Genomic DNA, 17,546 nt, shown 5'->3' with positions numbered 1-17,546 from the left:
CCTCGCGAATCGAGGATCCATACATTCCATGTCGCAAGTACGGTGCTTAATTATCCTTCACGCAGCGGACGGAAAGAGCATAATCAAATTTATCGATTACTTCGTTAGAAATATCCTTGCTGTTTGCTGTAAGACAGAAAATGCTTGCCCAGAAATAATCGTTCCAAGTTTCTGGGGTAATATCATGTATGGTGCGGTCTATTTGTCTGGTTGTCCAAAAGCATGTTTTTTCTCTTATTCTAGTACATTCTCCTCCAGAATAAGCTTTGCATTCACCTGCAGGGAGGACGCTGAATCCCAGGATGTCACTACCGTTTCCGTCATCGCGCCAATCAACAGTCGATTTTAAATCCGTTGCAAAGTTGTTTGCTGTACTTTTCAGCAAAGGCTATTCGTCATGCGATGGAATATGCCAATTTTCAGGACAGGTTCCGCGATAGAAATTAAAAGATTCTTCTGTTTTGTAAACCTGTTCGGTGCAAAAAGAATCGTAATCATAGTAATTATCCGTGTATTCAAATGCGTTGCAGTCCATTGTTGCTTCCCACATGTATAGCCTGCCGTATTTTGCACAATTGTCGGGCTCGTTGTTGTAGCACCAGCTTGCCGAATCCAAATCGCGAATTTTATGTGGATAGGCATAATTCAAATTTTCTGCCATCCACGTCTGATCGCCAATTTTGATGGTCCTGTAAACTTGACCATCTCGCTTGTCAATTAATTCTCCGTAAGAGTATTGGGGCCAACTTGAAGAACTTATTTCGGAACTGCTGGAGAACATGTCGAATGAAGACGATGATAATCTAAATTCTTCTGAAGATGACGATTCTACAAAGATTGAACTAGATGATTCATCGTTTGATGAATTTGCGAAAATAGTAAAAGGATTCTCCTCGCTACAGCCAAAAAAATAAAATTCCACAAAGTAGACAAAATAACGTATTCCGCATAAACTTCTCCAACTATTACAAATAAATATATGAAATTAAAGGTTTGAGTGTATGTTTGAATGTGAACGTATTTGTTTTGGAAAATTTCGGAAGGCTCTTCGACATCCGAACTCTAAACTTCGAATTTTAAACTCCGAATCCCCCAATTGCTCCATTCGGTTCGCCGTTACTCCGCGGAGACTTCTTTGTAACTTTCTATTAACCAGACTTTGTAAACTGCTGGTATCAATCGTCTGCAAATCGTTGGTTTGTTTCCAAAAATAAACAGTTGTTGCGGTTTCCTCAATGCGTTGTTAGAGTAACCAACGTGTAATTATTTTTTTCAAGAACGAAAAATGTACTTTTATTATTTTTAGCGTGGGTTCTACAGCCTGGAATAAAAAAATTGGGTGAGATTCGCCCAAATCCGGAATAAAAAAGCGGATTGTAATTTTTTTGTTAGTCCATTATTTACAAAATTGCGAGTGTGAATTGCTTGTTTTTAAGTAGATTTTGGGGGAACAGGCTAAAAAAAAGAATTAATTAACGGAGTTACTATGCTTGACCTTCTTGCTGTCCAGTCCAGCACAACAAATGCAACGATCATTACGCTTGCTTACACCTTGATCCTTGCTTTCATCCTGTCTTCTACGATTGCATGGACGTACGAGAAGACTTTCCTTGGTCTTTCTTACTCGCGAAATTTTGTGCAGGGCATTGTGCTCAGTGCAGTGGTTGCCGCAATGGTGATGCAGGCCATCGGCGATAACGTTGGTCGTGGTCTTGGCATGATGGGTGCCCTCTCGGTGGTCCGCTTCCGTACGAGCTTCAAGGATCCTCGTGATATCATGTTCATCTTTGCCGCACTTGGCGCCGGTATCGGTTGCGGTGTTTACGCCTGGGGTGCCGCGGTCGGCGGTACGATTGCCTTTAGCTGTGTGGCGTTCCTCCTTTCTCGCACGGGTCTTGGTACCAAGCACTTCTTTGACGGTATGCTCCGCTTTGCTCTCCCGAACGAACCGAAGGTCCGTGGCCAGGTTGAAGATATCATGAAGGGTAATTTAAAGACTTTTATTTTGATTACGATGCGTGAAGTCGATGGCGGAGCCCGCTTGGACGTCGCTTACCAGATCCGCCTCCGTGCAACAAAGCCTGCTGCCGAAATCCTCACGCTTCTCTCGAAGGTCGAAGGTATTTCGGATGTCCAGTTCATGATGCAAGACGCAACGACGGAAATGTAAGGAGGTTTGAAAAATGAATAAACTTGAAGATCTTCTCGACAATTTCTGGAATACTCACAAGAACAATGCGGGTGTCGCTTACGTCTATACCCACAAGCTTTCTATTGCTTGGATTCTCTGTGTGCTCTTTGCCGTGATGCTTGGCTTTATCTACCAGGGCAAGGCGGCTATGTTCCGTGGCATTGCTGAATCTAGCGAAACGATTATCAGCCTCCCGTCTCCCACCGAAATCGTCAAGATTTACGTGGTTCCAGGTCAAGAGGTCAAGCCCGGCGATACGATTGTTGTCATCAACCGTCCGGACCTCACGCTCCGCGTTGCTGAACTCACCCGTGAACTTGATGCTCTCGAAGGCCGCAGCAACTTGAGTTCTGCCGAAATCGACCAGAAGGTGGCCGAAGTCAAGGCGAACCTCGAAACCCGCCGTCTCGCGCTCTCTGCCGAAATTCGCACGCTCGAATCGGAATACGAAAGCAACAAGGCTATTTCTGCCAAGCTTGCAAGTCTCAAGGGTTCGAAGTCCAAGGCCGATGGCAACGACGCCATGGCAATGCGCATCAAGAGTCTCAAGAACGAACTTGCTCTTGCAACCAAGAGCGCTAATGAACAGATTGCTCTCCTCCGTGGCAGCAACAAGCTCCAGAAGTCTAGCGGCAAGACCGAAGCGGCAAACATCCGCAAGGAACTGGCCGAACTTCGCAAGCAACAGAAGGAACTCACCCAGATTGCCAAGGAAAACTGGGTTGTCGGTGATGTGAACGTGCGCGATGGCGAAAAGGTCTCTAGCTTTGCTCCTATTGTGACGCTTGCTCACAAGTCCCCGACGCTTATCCGCGGCTATATCAACGAACAGATTTACGAAAACACGAACCTCGGCGAAGCCGTGAAGGTGACTTCCCTTACTGGTAAGGGCAAGGCTGTGATTGGCGAAGTGGTTGGCCTTTCGAGCCGCATCGTGCCGTTCCCGACCCGCATGTGGAAAATGCCCGAAATTCCAGTCTATGGTCGTGAAGTGACCATCAAGATCCCGGAAGAAAATCAGTTCTTGCTTGGCGAAATGGTGACCATCACCGAAACGAGCAAGCGCAACCTGGAAAAACAGCAACAGAAGGCTAAGAAGTAATGAAAAAAGTAACGTTAATAACACTGGCTCTTTCCGCAGCTGTTTTTGCACGCCCCCTCAATTGGGAGATGCTTATCGAATCCGCAAAAACGGACCCGAGATACCAGGCCGCGGAAAAACGCGCCGAGGCAACCTCTGCCGCTCGGAATCTCAAGCTTTGGGACAAGGTTGAGCTCCGCTACCAGATGGATGGTTTTAGCTTTGCCAAGCACGACTTTGAACTCCGCGTGACTCCGCAGGCTTTTGGCGAACGCGCTGCTGACAAGGCTCACTATGAGGCGGTTAAGAATTACCAGCAGGCCTCTTTTGCCGTTGAACGCTCGATCCTCCTTTACGACCGTTACGAACGCGGCGTGCGCTATGTGTTGCGCCAGAAAATTAACGAAATCAACAAGCAACTCTTGCAGGTTATTCAGGACCGTATCGAGGTGCTCCACCTTAAGTCGGGGTCCGCTTCGTTCAATGCCGAAGATTTGATGGCATCGCTCGAGAAGAACGCTTCGCTCAAGGCAAACTTGCTTTCGGACAGCACGGCGCTCCGCGATGCCGAACTTAAAATGCTGGCTTGGGCTCCTGAATATGACAATGTTAAATTGGATTCGGCCTTCCTCCCGACGATGGAAGAACTTGCCGAGTTTCTGAAGAATGGTGTGACTGTTGACGAAAGCTTCCCGCTTGTGGCTCTTGCCAAGGGCAAGCGCGATTCCGATATTTCCAAGGCAATGCAGGACGCCAGCAAGGACCGCAACTACATTTCTCATGTCGGTATCGGTTACTCGCTCCAGGTTGAATCCTTGATGGAAAAGTACAAGGACTTGGACTATAGTGATGTGAGTAAAGATAAATATGGCAAGTATTGGAATGAGTTTATGACAAAATCTGGAGCTTGTCCTGGCGAAATAATTGATGGTGATTGCAACGGCAAATGGGATAACGACAAGGCCTTGGGATATACCTTGAGAGCTATTGTCCCTGAAACGGATGACCGCAAGACTTCGGACAAGTTCTTCTTGAACCTCGCATTCCGCTTGCCGTTCTTCGACAGCAACAAGGATGCTTCTCTCCGTGAACAGATCGAAAAGCTCGATGCCGAAAGCAAGTACTTGGACGAAGTTCGCGAAGTGAACCAGAAGGTCGCTCGCCTCACTGAAGAAGTTCTCGCGCTTATCGATCAGTGGAAGGTCTTGAAGGATTATGCCGAACAGGTGAACGCCAGCGGCTTCATGGAACAGTTTGCTCACAAGGCCGGTTCCGATCCGCTCTTGCTCCTCCGCGCTCGTGAAAGCGCTCTCGAAAGCGATTTGAAGGCTGCAAAGCTTGAATACGATATTTTTGCACGTTACTTGGCTCTGCTTGATTACGCTGGTGGCCTTGCTCGTCAGGATGTTGCAAACCATCTTCGTGAAGGAATCAGGTAGTTTATGGCAGAAGCCCGCGGATTTAGTCTTCTCGAACGCTTCGAACTGAAGTACCATATCCCCGTCGAATGGGCGGACCGGATTGGTGCGTTCTTGGCGCCGTATTGCGAAGAAGACTACTATTCCAAGATTACTCCGGGTGGATTCTACTGGATTACGAACCTCTACCTGGACACACCGACGTGGACGTTCCTCGGCTGGAAAAAGAAACAGCTCCTGGACCGTTTCAACATGCGTATCCGCACGTACGGTGAACACCCCGCTCAGGATGGTACGTTCCATTTCGAAGTCAAGCGTAAGATTCGCAACATCTGCTACAAGAGCCGTGCAACGATCAAGGGTATCAACCCCGGTGAAGTCTGGCACATGAAGCCCGAGGAATGGCCGTGCAAGAGCGATAAAGACCGCATGTATCTCAAGGATTTCTTGTACAAGACTGAACTCCATGGCGCACACCCGCGTCTTTTGACGCAGTATAAGCGTCGTGCATGGTTCGGGCTCCGCGAAGAGTATTCACGTGTGACCATTGACACCGGCATGCGCTTCCGCGAAGAAAACGGCTTTGACTACACTGTGGACCCGCACTACATGCACTCCACGGGGCTCCCGCGATTCTTCCAGCCGGGGGCCGATGCCGTTCTTGAACTCAAGTGCCCGGCGGCCCAGATGCCGTACTGGATGTTCGACCTGATTCGTGCATTGAATTTAAAACACGGTGCATTCTCCAAGTTCGGAAATGCGGCTGCGGAATGGAAACGTGTTTACGAAAATCCGCGACGTTTCAAGAGCCCGTACTGGACTCGACTCGCGGGAAATTTCTAAAATGGATTTAATCTATAAAACAAGGAAGGCGCTCATGAATACAAAAAAATTGCTTGCCCTTGGCACCTGTGTCTCTGTAATCGGCATGTTCTCTGCATGCTCTGATGACAGCCCCTCTTCTCCGGTGGTGGATCCTGCTTCGAGCAGCTCAACAATTGTGCCGAATAGTAGCGGAGATGTCGGTCCGACTTCATCTGCAATAGAGGTTTCATCGTCTTCTGTTGATGGGCCGATGCTGTCGTCGAGCTCAAATTTTGAAGATGATACGGATTCCACGATTACGAACATGGGCGTTTCCGAAATTATGTACAACGCTCCGGGTGGTTCTGCGCTGGAATGGGTCGAAGTCTATATCAAGAAAGGCCCTGATATTAAAGATATGCTGGCGAATAACCTTCGCTTGGATGGCGCTGTTTCATTCTCGTTCCCTCCGGGTTCTTTGAAGAACAATGAGTACGTTATTGTAACGAACGATGTGGATTTGTTCAAGAAGACATATAGCAACTTGCCTGCTGGGTGCCGCGTCTTTGGTCCGTGGGATAATGATCCCAAGACGAACGCTGTTGCAAAGCTTGTCAATGAAGGCGATGTTGTCGAAGTCAAGCTCAAGGGCGAGGGCGACGTGAGTGCAGCATTTAGCAATCTGCCGCCATGGCCGAGCCTTGCCAATGGCAAGGGCCGTACGCTTGTGTATAGAGGCTCTGGTAACGAAGCCGACCCGTCTTCATGGGGACCAAGCGCTGTCGAAAATGGCAGCCCGTGTGCAGGTGGCGACAAAGTTCTCGATGCATCGACTGTCCGCGTGAACGAAATCAAACCGTTTGTGCTTAACGGGACTGAAGGATGGGTCGAACTTTACAACTATGGCGATGCCCCGGTTGATGTTAAAGGTTGGGAACTCGAATCTAAGCGTAAGGGCAAAAAGTGGACTGTGGGCGGAACTAATACGGTTGTTCCTGCCAAGGGATACTTGCTGCTTGAAGCGACTGCCGATGTGTTTGGCGAAGGCCTTTTCTTAAGCGACAATGGTGATGAAATTTATCTGTACGAAGTCGTTGCTGGTGCTCGCACTGGTAAGGAATCGAGCTTGATGATTTTTGCCGGTAAGCAGTCGAGCGGCATTGTCGAAGTGGCTGGTGGAACGGTTGCCCAGGGCGCCATGGCTACAGAAACTCCGGGCGCCGCAAACTCTGCTCTCAAGGCAGGCCCGATTTTCATCAGTGAAATCCATTATCATGAAAATGAAAATGATTTGAATGACGTGGAATTTCTTGAACTTGTGAATAAGGGAACGGAAGCTGTTAATTTGGTCGAAAGTGTGAACAATACACCGCATGGCTGGAAAATTGAAGGCGTGAATATGGAATTTGCTGCTGGCGATGTGATTCCTGCAGGTGGAAAAATGGTGCTGTTTAACGACTCCCTTAAGCCCAAGGAATCTCTGATTCGTACTCGCTTCTCGATCCCTGATGCTATTCCTGTGCGTTTCTATGCAGGTAAGCTCTCGAACCGTGGTGAAACTGTTGCCGTCAAGAAGCCGTATTCGTTTGTGGAAAATGGTGGTGATAAGCAGTGGTATTATGAAATTTCTGACGCGACGCTCTATAGTGACCGCTGGCCGGGCATGACCGATTCCGATGGCAAGGGCAAAAGCCTCAATCGTAAGGACTTTACCACGATGGGTTATGGCTATGCCAATTGGACTCTAGCGGATCCGACTCCGGGCAAGTAAAGTTACTCGTACAGTCATCCTCGACCAAGTGAAACGCGGGAGGGGATCCTGTCATTTCACAGCTACAATTATTCTTTTTGAGTTTTACGCCAAAAGTTCCGACATTTTGTCGGAACTTTTTTTATTACATGAGTGGATTGCGCCTTTTTGGAATTGCTACTGTTGACATCTTTTTGTATTATTAATGTAGCTATGAAACGGTACTTTGCTTTTATTCTCAGTAGTTGCGTGGCCTGTAATGCTGCAGCGCTTTCTTTGCAAGATGCGCTGGATATGGCCATGGCCAACAATTCCAAAATCAAGGCTGAAAAGGCGAAAGTGGACATTGCCGAAAGTGGCAAGGATGAAGCTTTTGCCCGTTTCCTCCCGACGGTAAGCCTCTCGGCGGGCATTACTAAAATCAATGACCCGATTTCGATAGATCTTGGCCGCATCCAGCAACCGCTTGGCGATATTGCTGGCGCTGCCGCTTATTCCAAGGCTTATATCGATGCCTATAACAAGGCTTCGGATGGCTACAAGCAGGCTTACGAGGGTGCTCTTGCTCAAAAATTGCCTGAAGCCCAGGCAAAGGCTTTTGCAGAAAAAACGCTTAAAGAAAAAATCGGCACAAGTTCTCCGGAAGCGTTTGCCCAGCAGACTGCAGAACAGTATGGTGCTGCAGCGACAAAGAATATCAACGATGCCGATTTCAACATGAAGGTGCAAGACGATTGGTTCTTTAACGCTCGCCTTACCGTTGTGTGGCCGATTTTTACAGGCCTCAAGATTTATTCCGCTTACGATGCCGCCAAGGAAAATGTGAACGCCCGCAAGGCTGAATTCGAAATGGCGCAGAACACGGTCCTCATGGATGTGGCGACAAAGTATTTTACGCTTCGCCTGTGCGAAGAGCTCGTAGGAATGCGCGAAACGACCAAGAAGGACCTTGCCGAACATCTGGAACGCTCCAAGAAACTTGAAGAAGGCGGCCAGATTAGCAAGACCGAACGCCTCCGTGCCGAAGTAGCCTTGGCCGAAGCTGAAAACGCATACGAAGATGCACTCCGTGACCAGTCCTTGGCCCGTATGGCGCTTGCAAGCCTCTTGCACACGGACACAAGCCTTACCGCAACGACGCCGGTGGAATCTCCGGAAGGTATCCGCACGATGGATGAATTCAAGGCGCTTGCCATTGACAAACATCCGGGGCTCCGTCAGTTGCGCATAGAACGCAAACGCAATCAGAATGCGATTAGAGCTGCTCGTGCCGACTATTTCCCGACTGTTGCGTTGTTTGGCTACAAGGAACTTTACACGAAGGATTTGACGCTTTTGGAACCGGAATGGGCGCTTGGCGCTAAGTTGCAGTGGGACATTTTCAAGGGTGGCGATACCCGCGCCAAGGTCAGTTCTGCAAAGGCCATGGACCGTTCCTTGGGTAGCCTCGAAGAAGAAACGATTGACAATTTGAAACTCCTGGTCGAAAAGCGTTGGCGCGAACTAGAACATGCAAAGGGTAGGCTTGCAAGCCTCGCCAAGACGCGCGAGCTTGCCGACGAAGCATTGCGCAGCCAGAACAAGGCCTACGAAGCTGGGCTTGCAACAGGCCTTGATGTGGTGGATGCGGAACTTGCGCTTTCCCGCTTGCAGGTGGCCGACCTCAAGGCTCATTACGATGCCGTTATTGCTTGGCTTGGGCTTCTCGAAGCAGCGGGCGAGGTCTCGACGGCAGGGACGGTTCTTGTTTCCAAGCAGCTTGTTGTAGAAAAACCGGTTGATGCTTCGACGAACGCTGCAACCGAAAATTTAGAAACGGAGAATAAATAATGAACGCGTTAAAGATGATTGGAAAAGTTATAGTTGTACTTGCTTTGATTGTGTTGGTTATTATGGGAATTTCCCAGCTCCAACAGTTTGCAACGCAACCGCGCGAACAGTTCTTGCAAGGCCAGATGGAAGCCCGCCGCGTGCTTGTGGCTGGCAAGGTTCCGGGCCGCATTGAAAAATTGCTAGTTCACGAAGGCGACATGGTTCGCAAGGATTCTTTGGTCGCTGTGATTAGCAGCCCGGAAATCGAAGCGAAAAAGATTCAGGCTCAGGGTGCTCTCGGTGCCGCCAAGGCTCAGGCTAGCAAGGCTCGCAATGGTGCCCGTAGCGAAGATATTACTGCACTCAAGGCAATGGCGGACCGCGCTCAAGAAGCTGCAACACTTGCAAAGAACACTTACAACCGTGTTCAAAAACTCTACAACGAAGGTGTGCTCCCGCTCCAGAAACGTGACGAAGCTGAAACGCAGATGAAGGCTTCTCAGTCTGCTGCCGATGCCGCCCGTGCCCAATACAATCAGGCTCTTGCCGGTGCCCGTAGCGAAGACAAGGCTGCCGCAAACGCTCTTGTGTTGCAGGCAAAAGGTGCCAATGCCGAAGTTGATGCCTACCTCGAAGAAACCAGGATCCGCACACCGATTTCTGGTGAAGTCTCGCTGAAACTTGCCGAAGAAGGCGAAGTCGTTGGCTCCGGCATGCCGATTATTGCGGTTACAGATTTGAACGATTCTTGGGCGGTTTTCCACCTCCGCGAAGATTACCTCAAGAATGTGTTCAAGGGCAAAAAGTTCTATCTCCAGGTTCCGGCTCTCGACAAGACGGTTGAAATGGTCGTAAGCTACATTGCTTCTGTCGGCGATTATGCCACATGGCGTAGCTCCAAGGAAAGCTCGGGCTTTGACCTCAAGACGTTCGAAGTCCGTATGCGTCCGACCCACAAGGTCCCGAACCTCCGCCCGGGCATGAGCGTTCTGTTCCCTGTTGACGACATTCAGTAAGCTTGGATAGAAGGTTATTGTGCTGAAAGGCCTTTTAAAGACAATTGGGAAGATTTATTTCGGCCACAAACTTGTTTTGTGGATGATTCTTGCTGTACTTCCCGTGGGCGTCTCCGTGTTCATGCTGGAGATGTTCTCTTCTCAAATTGTACAGCACATCCCGATTGGTATTGTCAAGCAAGATAATAGCCAGCTCGCTGATAGGCTGGAAATGGCTCTCCAGTCTAGCCCGGTGCTCGATGTGAAATTGTTGTGCCATGACATGAGCGAATGCGAACATGCGGTCATTCGCGGTGATTTGCAAACGTTTATCGTGTTCCCGAATGAATTGGAACGCCGTGCACTCCGCCTTGAAGCGCCTGTGATTCCCGTTTATTCCAGCGGTCAAAATTACCTCACGAACATGTTTGCAACAAAGGAAATTCGTGCAGTTCTTACCGATGTGGGTTCGGAACTTTTCACCGCTTCGTTTGAAGATCCTATAAAAACAGAAATCCATTCAGTCGGTAATATCGAAGGCAATTATCAGGGATTCTTGGCGCTTGGGCTTGTGTCTGCCATGTTCCACTTGGCGGCCATGCTTGTAGCGGTATATATCGCTTCGTTCCCGTTGCGTGACAAGCGCGTTCGTGAATTTTACCAGTATGCAGAACGTTCTTGGGTGACGCTTGGCGTTGCTTCATTTGTTCCTGCCGTTATCATTCTTTGGCTTGAATACATGGGCTGTTATGCGTACACGCACCGCATGCTCATGCCGATGGGCTTTGAAGAATTTGTGATGGTCTCCGTGGCGCAACTCTTGATGGTGATTTGCTGTGTGGGGGCGGGAATGGTATTTGTAGGTGTGACTGGCGTGATGCGTATTGCTACAGGCGTTTCGGGCGTGATTGGCGGCCCTGCGTTTGCATTTGCCGGTCAGACGTTCCCCGTGATGGCAATGCCATTTGCAGTGCGTTGCTTTGCGTTTGTGCTCCCGCTAACGCATGTGCTGCGTGTGCAGTCCATGATGCTCCTTGGCGATGTCGGTATGGCTGCATCTTGGGAGGTCATCAAGTTGATGGCTGGCATGGCGCTCTTCTGGACTCTATTTGGCTGTCTTACGATGGTGCTCCGCTGGCAGTACCGCTTGAAACACGATTCGCAAATGCCGGTCGTTGTCGAAGAAAATGGCGAGATTACCGTAGATGCGCTGTTTAAAAGTGTGCTAGAGAAAATCAGGAGGCGAAAAAATGATTAGTCGTCTTTTGAAAGTGACATTGACGGAATGGAAGTTGTTCTTCACTGATCCTGCGGCAGTGCTTTTGCTTGTTGTCGCTGGGGTCCTCTATGCGTTCTATTATCCGACGGCGTATATGAATCAGACTGTGACTCGTGTGCCGGTGGCGGTCGTAGATTTGGACCATTCCGCAAAGTCTAGGGAACTTACGCGAATGGCATCTGCAACGCAACAGGTCGAAGTCAAGGCTGTTTACAATGACATGCTCGAAGCGGAAACCGCTATGGCGAGCGAAGACATTTTTGGTTTCATGGTCATTCCAGAGAACATGGAAAAGGACTTGCTGAACAAGAAGCCGACAAAGATAAACATCTTTACGCATGGCGCCTACGTGATGCTCCATGGTACAATCGGTACCGCGTTCTCGACGTGTGCGTTGACGGTCGGTGCGGTCAGTAAAGTCAAGGCCATTGCGCTTGGCAAAAAAGTGCCCTCGGCAAAAGCGATGGCGATGCGCGACCCGATGCCGCTATCAATACAAACAATGTTCAACAATACAGGTAGCTACTCGAATTATGTTGTTCCTAGCGTACTCGTGGTGATATTGCAACAATCGTTGATTATCGGCATCTGCGTTATGGGCGGCGCTCGCGGTCATCGTCGTTTCCGCAGGAACCAGCGTTATTCCGAAGTCGAGAACGAAAGTTTGCCTTATCGTTACTTGGGGCGTTCGCTGGCGTATTTCTTGCATTATTGCGGGTTCATCCTCTTCTACCATTGCTTTATCTACAACCTCTTTGATTTTCCGCGTCGCGGTGAACTCTTGCCGATGATGGTATTTGCAATTGTGTTCCTTTCGTCGGTCATTAACTTCGGGATGTGTCTTTCACAGGTCTTTTTGCACCGTGAATCGAGCATGCAGCTTTTCTTGAACTTATCCATTCCGATACTGTTCCTCGCGAATTTCAGTTGGCCTGCTTATTTGATGCCGAACTGGATGGTGGCAATCTCGTACATCTTGCCGAGTACCTTTGCAGTGCCCGCCTGGCTTTCGATTGAGCAAATGGGCGGAGACATTTACGATGTGGCGCCAAAATTGTATTTGCTTGCTATTCAGTCAGTTATCTACTTGATTTTGGGAATGTTCCTCACACATTTGCGCGATAAAAGCCATTTTACCACCGGTGATATGTAAAAACGGATACTGTAAGCAAAAAAGAGTGACGTAGTCACAGACGCTTTTGCCATTCTTTTTGTAAATTACATTTGTGTAAACGTAATGATGAAAAGCTAGTTACTAGCCCGAAGGGCGGAGTAACTATTAACTAGTAACTAGAAACTAGTAACTAAAACCTATAACCTAAAACCTATTACCTAACTATGATGTTCGATCCTTTATACATGTTGATTCTTGTGGTAACGCTCGTTCTTTCGGGCGCCGTATCTTTGCTTGTCAAGACACGCTTTGCTGCAGGCCAAAAAGTCAATATTTCTAGCGGACTTTCGGGTGCAGATGTCGCCAAGGCAATCCTTATGGAAGCGGGCATTACCGATGTAAAAGTGCTCAAGCACCAGGGGTTCCTTTCGGACCATTACAATCCGTTGAACAAGACTCTCAACTTGTCACCCGAAGTTTATTCTGGTCGCAACGCAAGTGCCGCAGGTGTTGCCGCACACGAAGTCGGACATGCGATTCAACATGCTCAGGGATACTTCCCGCTGTGGCTCCGCTCGGCGATTGTTCCGGCTGCAAATATCGGTTCGAATCTTGGGCCGTGGCTTGTGATTATTGGCATTATGCTCATGGGCATGGGTAAGGCGCTTGGTCAATCTCTTGCTATCGTGGGCGTTGTGCTTTTTGGGCTTGCAACGCTTTTCTCGCTGGTGACGGTGCCTGTTGAATTTGATGCATCTGCTCGCGCTAAAAAAGCTCTTGCTCGCATGGAAGTCGTTGCTCCGGGGCGCGAATACAATACCGTTTCGGGCGTCCTCTTTGCTGCTGGTCTTACGTACGTCGCCGCTGCAATTTCTTCTATCTTGCAGTTGCTTTACTGGGCATATCGTGCGGGGCTTATTGGCGGCCGACGAGACGATTAAATAAAGTCTCTATTTTGTGTGAATGGAACGGAGCGATGTTATGGAAATCGAGTTTGGTATATTGAAACGTGAAGAACTGATGGAATCAGTAGAGCTCGCGACAAGAGCTTATATGACTTATGAGTACTTTACGAATTTTTTTCCTGATCCGGAAGAGCGTCGCAAAGCGCTTTTGTCCATGCAGTATAGGGCGGGGCTGACGAATTTTGGAAAGACTCATTTTTTGACTGCAAAAGTCGATGGAAAGATGGTGGCTTTTGCTCAAATCGACGATCCGAATTACAAGAGACCGTCTGTCCTACAGTTTTTGCTCCACGGTTGGCTACTGGTGTATTGGGGCGTGAAAATTAAGCGTGTGAATGCTTGGCTTGCTATGGATACATTGGCAAATAAGCCTTGTCACGATTACCAGCACGCCGGTTCGGACATTTGGTACACGAGCTCTGTCACGGTGGATCCGGAGTACCAGAGGATGGGAGTTGGTTCAAAGTTTATAGCTTTCTGGGAAGACTATATTCGCGAACATGGCGGCAAAGAATTGACTTTGTTTACAAACTCCGAGAAAAACCTTGCATTTTATAGGAAGAACGGTCTCGAAGTATTTGATGAACGAGACATTTTACTCCCTGATGGAAATAAAATGAGAAGTTGGAGCGTGAAAAAATTGCTCTAACGCTTTTAAAAAAAGATTATTCTTTTCCGGCTCCGTAAACAACGGGGCCTTCTTCGTCTTCATCATCGTCACCGTGTTCGGCGAGGTAGGCTTGGTATTCTTCGTCGGTCATGCCGCCTTCGTCATCTTCGGGCATAAATGATTTGCGTTCGGACTTTTTCGCGGGCTTGCTTTCGGCCGGCTTCTCGAGTGCTGCGCTTGATGTGGATGTCGCGGACTTTGGTTCTTCTTTGCGGCTTGCGCGGGCACTGCGATTCAAGTAGGCGATGTATTCCTCGTCTGTCATTTCGTTGCCGAAACTGTAAGAAGAATACTTGTCTTCTTCGGGCTCATCTTTTTGTACGGATTGAACTGCCGCGGACTTTGTATATGAGCTATAGGAATTGTGCGGCTTTTCGTCGGCAAAGTCGTAACTTGTAGACTTTGTAATCGTCGGCGTGTGAGAATCGTTATCGCTTGAAAAATGCGCGGATGTCGATTCCGGAGTTGATGAGTGCTGTGCAGAGTGAGTTGCTGATTGCGCGGAAGTTGTGCACTGTGCATCGCTAGACTGCGCGGTAGTTGCGGCGGTTGCAGAACTAGAGTTGTCGTAGAAAGCTTGGGCCTTTTGCATAAAGGCGGCAAACTCTTCGTCGCTCATCTGCTTGACAGCATCTTCGTTCAAGCCTTGTAAATCGTTTATGTTGCCTGCTACGATTGTGGGTTCGCTGATAGAATCGTCTGCGCTTTCGAAATCCGCGACTTCTTCGGGTTCGTCCACCGGTTCGAACGTGTGGGCGCGTTCCTCAAAATCAGTTTCTTTGTTTGTCCCGAATTCTGGAATCGAACCCTGCGTAAGCACGGGAGCTTCATCTTCGATGCTTGACGATTCGAAAGCTGGAATTGATTCTTCTTCGCTTGCGGTGTTCGTTGCTGATTGCGCGAAGTCTTGAACCGGAATTGCTGCGTTTTCGCTAGCGGATGCCTCTGCGGACTGCGCGAAATCTTGAACCGGACTTGTGTCGCTTGCATCTTGACTCGGTGCAGTTTCTGTGCTTTCTGCGGTCGCGAGTTGCGCGGGAACTTGATTCGTTGACTGCGCGGCATCTTGGCCAGGAACACTTGTGTCTCCAGCGAGGGCGCTTGCTGCCTGCATTGCACCTTCGGCGGCATCCGCTTCCGCAATCATGTCGGCAAACGGATTGTCCTGCACTTCGGAAATATCTTCGCGACCTTCCAACATTGCATTGAGGTCTTCGTCCGTAACGTTCCTGCCACGCTCCGTCCAAAGGACGGCCTCGCGCATCGTCGCGGCAAGGTCGCCCACGCTCTTTTCCTTGGAACGTGCAATTGCCTGGCTGCGGATGGTATCGACAAGGCCCGACTTGACTTCGGGATCCTTGCTGAAGAACACAGTCTCGTGCGCCATTTCGTCGGCATACTCGGGATTGTTCTTCTTGCGGTAAATCCAAATCGGTCCGAAAAGTTCGCTCTGACGGAAAACGATATCGTCCGTCTTGATCATTTCGAGCATAGCCATGAACGTCACCGCCGCGACAATCGGGTGTGAATCGTTGTCGAGCAAGTCTTCAAAAAGCGCACGTCCATGCACGTTCAAGAAGTTGTTGATCGCCTGCTGACGGTCCTGAATCGTCACATAGTCCAATTCAATATGGTGGATCGTCTCGGAAATCTTTGTCTTTAAGCTCTTTTGGTAAGCGCGGAAAAGCTGCCAAATGTTTGCATCGGCGAGCGTGTCATCATCGCTCTGCGTCTTTTCGAGGCGCCCACGGGAATACGTTCCGAAGTTCTTCGCTTCCATTTCCTGGAGACCGCTTGCGACCTGCTTGAAACGCTGGTATTCCAACATTTCCTTCATGAGCTTTTCGCGGTCTTCGTTGTATTCCTCTTCCATCTCCGGATCGCGTTCTTCGGCTGGGAGCAACTCCTGCACCTTGAGCGCCATCAAGCGGCTTGCCATAAACAAGAAGTCGCCCGCCTTGGAAAGGTCTGTTTCGGAATACTCGTTCACCCACTTGAGAAAGTCATCTGCGATTTCTGCAATGGGAATCTGGTCTAGCGTCATTTCCTTTTTCTGAACGAGATAGACAAGCAAATCCATCGGCCCATTAAACGAACCGATTTTAACCTCGTAGTCTTCTTGCTCAAGAACTTCGGAATCAACCATTGGGCGATAATATAGAAATTAGACGGGGGGAGTTTGGGGGAATTGTTGCCTGCTATTACGGAAATGAACCACAAATAGAAAGTTCATAGGAATGTTCACAGAAATGTCCAATAAAATTTCAATTCCTAAAAAATACATAATTCCCCAAATCTTGTTAAAAATATGAGATTTGGGGAATTATCCCTAGTTTTTAGCATATATTTTCCCAAAATCCTGTAAAAAAAATCACTTTTGGGGAAATATCCGGTTGTAATTTGAAAAGGTAATATGCAAAAATTGCATATTACGTTCTTGTATAATATCTGAACTGTCAAGTATTCTTTGACTGTTCGGTTGCTAAGTACTCTAGTAGTTGTCGTTTTTCTTCTGATTTTTTCAGCACTTCGTCTAGTGTGAAATCTTCTTTGCTAAAGAAAAATGTGTTTGTGCCTAAGTCTTTCAGGGATGCGCCAAAATGGTAAGCGGAGTCGTCAATAAATAAGAATCGGTCGTGCATGCCGTAACTCGGTAGTATTTTTATAGGACAATCGATGTACTGAGCATTATATGTTGCCAAATCAACTTCGAATACCTTGCTTTTGTTGTAGGTGTATATTGTTACCGACACTCCTTTGTTTCGCTTGAGCATCATAGCGAGCACTTTTTCGTCTACATAGCGGTCTACAAGGACAATTCGCTTTTTTGCTTGTCGGATCAATCCGCAAATGAATACATAGGCGTCGAACATTTGATTGTTGTAATATAACCCTTTTGTTTGGTGTTCTCCTCGGTCCATTGCTTCGAAAAGTTCGTCTAATTTACGGTCGTGGTCGCCAATTTTGGTGCCTTGGCTTAAAACCGTAGTCTCGAGATTGGAAAGGCGGTGGACCAAACCTCCATTTTGCATCAGAGTGTGTCGCATTTCGACAAATGCGTCCATAATTTGGAGGGATACACGAATGGCAGTATCGCTACGCAAAACAGATGCAAGCATTGCAACTCCCTGTTCTGTAAAGGCGTAGGGCATTTTCTTGATGTGTAAGCCTCGTTTGTTGCCGCTCTCGTTTAAAGTCACAAATTGTGACTTTAAAGATTCGGGAACTTCTTCTTTTTTTAACATAAAGCAGTTTCTTTCAGGAAAACGTTCTTGATTTCGCTTAACCGCTTGGTTTAGCGCTTTCGTTTCTACTCCGTAAAGCATCGCTAAATCGCGGTCTAGCAAAACTTGCTTGTCGCGAATGACTAGAATCATCTTTTCGACGGATGAATTGACGAGTGGTTTTTGTACGATGACATCTGTATTTTCGGTCTTTTTGTTCATTTTTTTCCTTATAACAAAAAA

General features: G+C 48.3%; 15 protein-coding genes. 11 read left to right on the top strand and 4 right to left on the bottom strand.

The genetic code is table 11. The annotated features are described in order from the left end of the window. Positions 1 to 46 precede the first annotated feature (46 nt). Both HUF13_RS17540 and HUF13_RS17535 read right to left on the bottom strand, forming a co-directional pair. Positions 47 to 385: an FISUMP domain-containing protein gene (locus HUF13_RS17540; protein ID WP_173473554.1), complete on the bottom strand. Its 339-nt coding sequence runs from the start codon at positions 383 to 385 to the stop codon at positions 47 to 49. 3 nt (positions 386 to 388) lie between these two features. Further along, a complete protein-coding gene (locus HUF13_RS17535) occupies positions 389 to 922 on the bottom strand; it encodes an FISUMP domain-containing protein (protein WP_173473553.1) in 534 nt (177 codons plus the stop codon). A gap of 564 nt (positions 923 to 1,486) precedes the next feature. Here HUF13_RS17535 and HUF13_RS01850 point away from each other — a divergent pair. The 11 genes from HUF13_RS01850 to HUF13_RS01800 all read left to right on the top strand — a co-directional run bounded on the left by HUF13_RS01850 (position 1,487) and on the right by HUF13_RS01800 (position 14,058). Next, on the top strand, positions 1,487 to 2,170 hold the full coding sequence (locus tag HUF13_RS01850; protein WP_173473552.1) for a DUF4956 domain-containing protein: 684 nt from the start codon (positions 1,487 to 1,489) through the stop codon (positions 2,168 to 2,170). A 13-nt stretch (positions 2,171 to 2,183) separates the two neighbouring features. After that, positions 2,184 to 3,293: an HlyD family secretion protein gene (locus HUF13_RS01845; RefSeq protein ID WP_173473551.1), complete on the top strand. Its 1,110-nt coding sequence runs from the start codon at positions 2,184 to 2,186 to the stop codon at positions 3,291 to 3,293. Further along, positions 3,293 to 4,711, top strand: a complete 1,419-nt coding sequence (locus tag HUF13_RS01840; protein ID WP_173473550.1) for a TolC family protein — start codon at positions 3,293 to 3,295, stop codon at positions 4,709 to 4,711. The genes HUF13_RS01845 and HUF13_RS01840 overlap by 1 nt, the downstream gene beginning before the upstream one ends. Positions 4,712 to 4,714: 3 nt before the next feature. Continuing rightward, positions 4,715 to 5,533 carry a polyphosphate polymerase domain-containing protein gene (locus HUF13_RS01835; RefSeq protein ID WP_173473549.1) on the top strand — a complete coding sequence of 273 codons (819 nt, stop codon included), beginning with the start codon at positions 4,715 to 4,717 and terminating at the stop codon, positions 5,531 to 5,533. Positions 5,534 to 5,567: 34 nt separating this feature from the next. After that, on the top strand, positions 5,568 to 7,265 hold the full coding sequence (locus HUF13_RS01830) for a lamin tail domain-containing protein (protein WP_173473548.1): 1,698 nt from the start codon (positions 5,568 to 5,570) through the stop codon (positions 7,263 to 7,265). Between the two features lie 192 nt (positions 7,266 to 7,457). Further along, on the top strand, positions 7,458 to 9,074 hold the full coding sequence (locus tag HUF13_RS01825; RefSeq protein ID WP_304038708.1) for a TolC family protein: 1,617 nt from the start codon (positions 7,458 to 7,460) through the stop codon (positions 9,072 to 9,074). After that, positions 9,074 to 10,072 (top strand): HlyD family secretion protein, encoded by a 999-nt coding sequence (locus HUF13_RS01820; RefSeq protein WP_173473547.1) that lies wholly within the window; start codon positions 9,074 to 9,076, stop codon positions 10,070 to 10,072. The genes HUF13_RS01825 and HUF13_RS01820 overlap by 1 nt, the downstream gene beginning before the upstream one ends. 82 nt (positions 10,073 to 10,154) lie before the next feature. Continuing rightward, positions 10,155 to 11,309, top strand: coding sequence for an ABC transporter permease (locus HUF13_RS01815; RefSeq protein ID WP_304038706.1), 1,155 nt, complete (start codon positions 10,155 to 10,157; stop codon positions 11,307 to 11,309). Beyond that, positions 11,302 to 12,483 carry an ABC transporter permease gene (locus HUF13_RS01810; protein WP_173473545.1) on the top strand — a complete coding sequence of 394 codons (1,182 nt, stop codon included), beginning with the start codon at positions 11,302 to 11,304 and terminating at the stop codon, positions 12,481 to 12,483. Before HUF13_RS01815 ends, HUF13_RS01810 begins: the two co-directional genes overlap by 8 nt. A 185-nt stretch (positions 12,484 to 12,668) precedes the next feature. Further along, entirely contained in the window at positions 12,669 to 13,385 is a 717-nt protein-coding gene (locus HUF13_RS01805) for a zinc metallopeptidase (RefSeq protein ID WP_173473544.1), read from the top strand. Positions 13,386 to 13,425: 40 nt separating this feature from the next. Further along, positions 13,426 to 14,058 (top strand): N-acetyltransferase, encoded by a 633-nt coding sequence (locus HUF13_RS01800; protein WP_173473543.1) that lies wholly within the window; start codon positions 13,426 to 13,428, stop codon positions 14,056 to 14,058. 16 nt (positions 14,059 to 14,074) lie between these two features. Here the strand turns inward: HUF13_RS01800 and HUF13_RS01795 are convergent, their stop codons facing one another. Then, on the bottom strand, positions 14,075 to 16,225 hold the full coding sequence (locus HUF13_RS01795) for a segregation/condensation protein A (protein WP_173473542.1): 2,151 nt from the start codon (positions 16,223 to 16,225) through the stop codon (positions 14,075 to 14,077). A 310-nt stretch (positions 16,226 to 16,535) separates the two neighbouring features. Then, on the bottom strand, positions 16,536 to 17,525 hold the full coding sequence (locus tag HUF13_RS01790; protein ID WP_173473541.1) for an ORF6N domain-containing protein: 990 nt from the start codon (positions 17,523 to 17,525) through the stop codon (positions 16,536 to 16,538). Positions 17,526 to 17,546: the final 21 nt, after the last annotated feature.

The sequence above is a fragment of the Fibrobacter succinogenes genome (assembly GCF_902779965.1).
GTDB classification, from domain to species: domain Bacteria; phylum Fibrobacterota; class Fibrobacteria; order Fibrobacterales; family Fibrobacteraceae; genus Fibrobacter; species Fibrobacter succinogenes_F.
The sequence above is the reverse complement of the archived record's forward strand: the minus strand, read 5'-3'. Positions and strand labels throughout refer to the sequence as shown.

Coding starts and splice junctions, on each gene's coding strand:
- HUF13_RS01850 (WP_173473552.1), top strand. CDS start 1,487: ATGCTTGACCTTCTTGCTGTCCAGTCCAGCACAACAAATGCAACGATC.
- HUF13_RS01845 (WP_173473551.1), top strand. CDS start 2,184: ATGAATAAACTTGAAGATCTTCTCGACAATTTCTGGAATACTCACAAG.
- HUF13_RS01840 (WP_173473550.1), top strand. CDS start 3,293: ATGAAAAAAGTAACGTTAATAACACTGGCTCTTTCCGCAGCTGTTTTT.
- HUF13_RS01835 (WP_173473549.1), top strand. CDS start 4,715: ATGGCAGAAGCCCGCGGATTTAGTCTTCTCGAACGCTTCGAACTGAAG.
- HUF13_RS01830 (WP_173473548.1), top strand. CDS start 5,568: ATGAATACAAAAAAATTGCTTGCCCTTGGCACCTGTGTCTCTGTAATC.
- HUF13_RS01825 (WP_304038708.1), top strand. CDS start 7,458: ATGAAACGGTACTTTGCTTTTATTCTCAGTAGTTGCGTGGCCTGTAAT.
- HUF13_RS01820 (WP_173473547.1), top strand. CDS start 9,074: ATGAACGCGTTAAAGATGATTGGAAAAGTTATAGTTGTACTTGCTTTG.
- HUF13_RS01815 (WP_304038706.1), top strand. CDS start 10,155: ATGATTCTTGCTGTACTTCCCGTGGGCGTCTCCGTGTTCATGCTGGAG.
- HUF13_RS01810 (WP_173473545.1), top strand. CDS start 11,302: ATGATTAGTCGTCTTTTGAAAGTGACATTGACGGAATGGAAGTTGTTC.
- HUF13_RS01805 (WP_173473544.1), top strand. CDS start 12,669: ATGATGTTCGATCCTTTATACATGTTGATTCTTGTGGTAACGCTCGTT.
- HUF13_RS01800 (WP_173473543.1), top strand. CDS start 13,426: ATGGAAATCGAGTTTGGTATATTGAAACGTGAAGAACTGATGGAATCA.
- HUF13_RS01795 (WP_173473542.1), bottom strand. CDS start 16,225: ATGGTTGATTCCGAAGTTCTTGAGCAAGAAGACTACGAGGTTAAAATC.
- HUF13_RS01790 (WP_173473541.1), bottom strand. CDS start 17,525: ATGAACAAAAAGACCGAAAATACAGATGTCATCGTACAAAAACCACTC.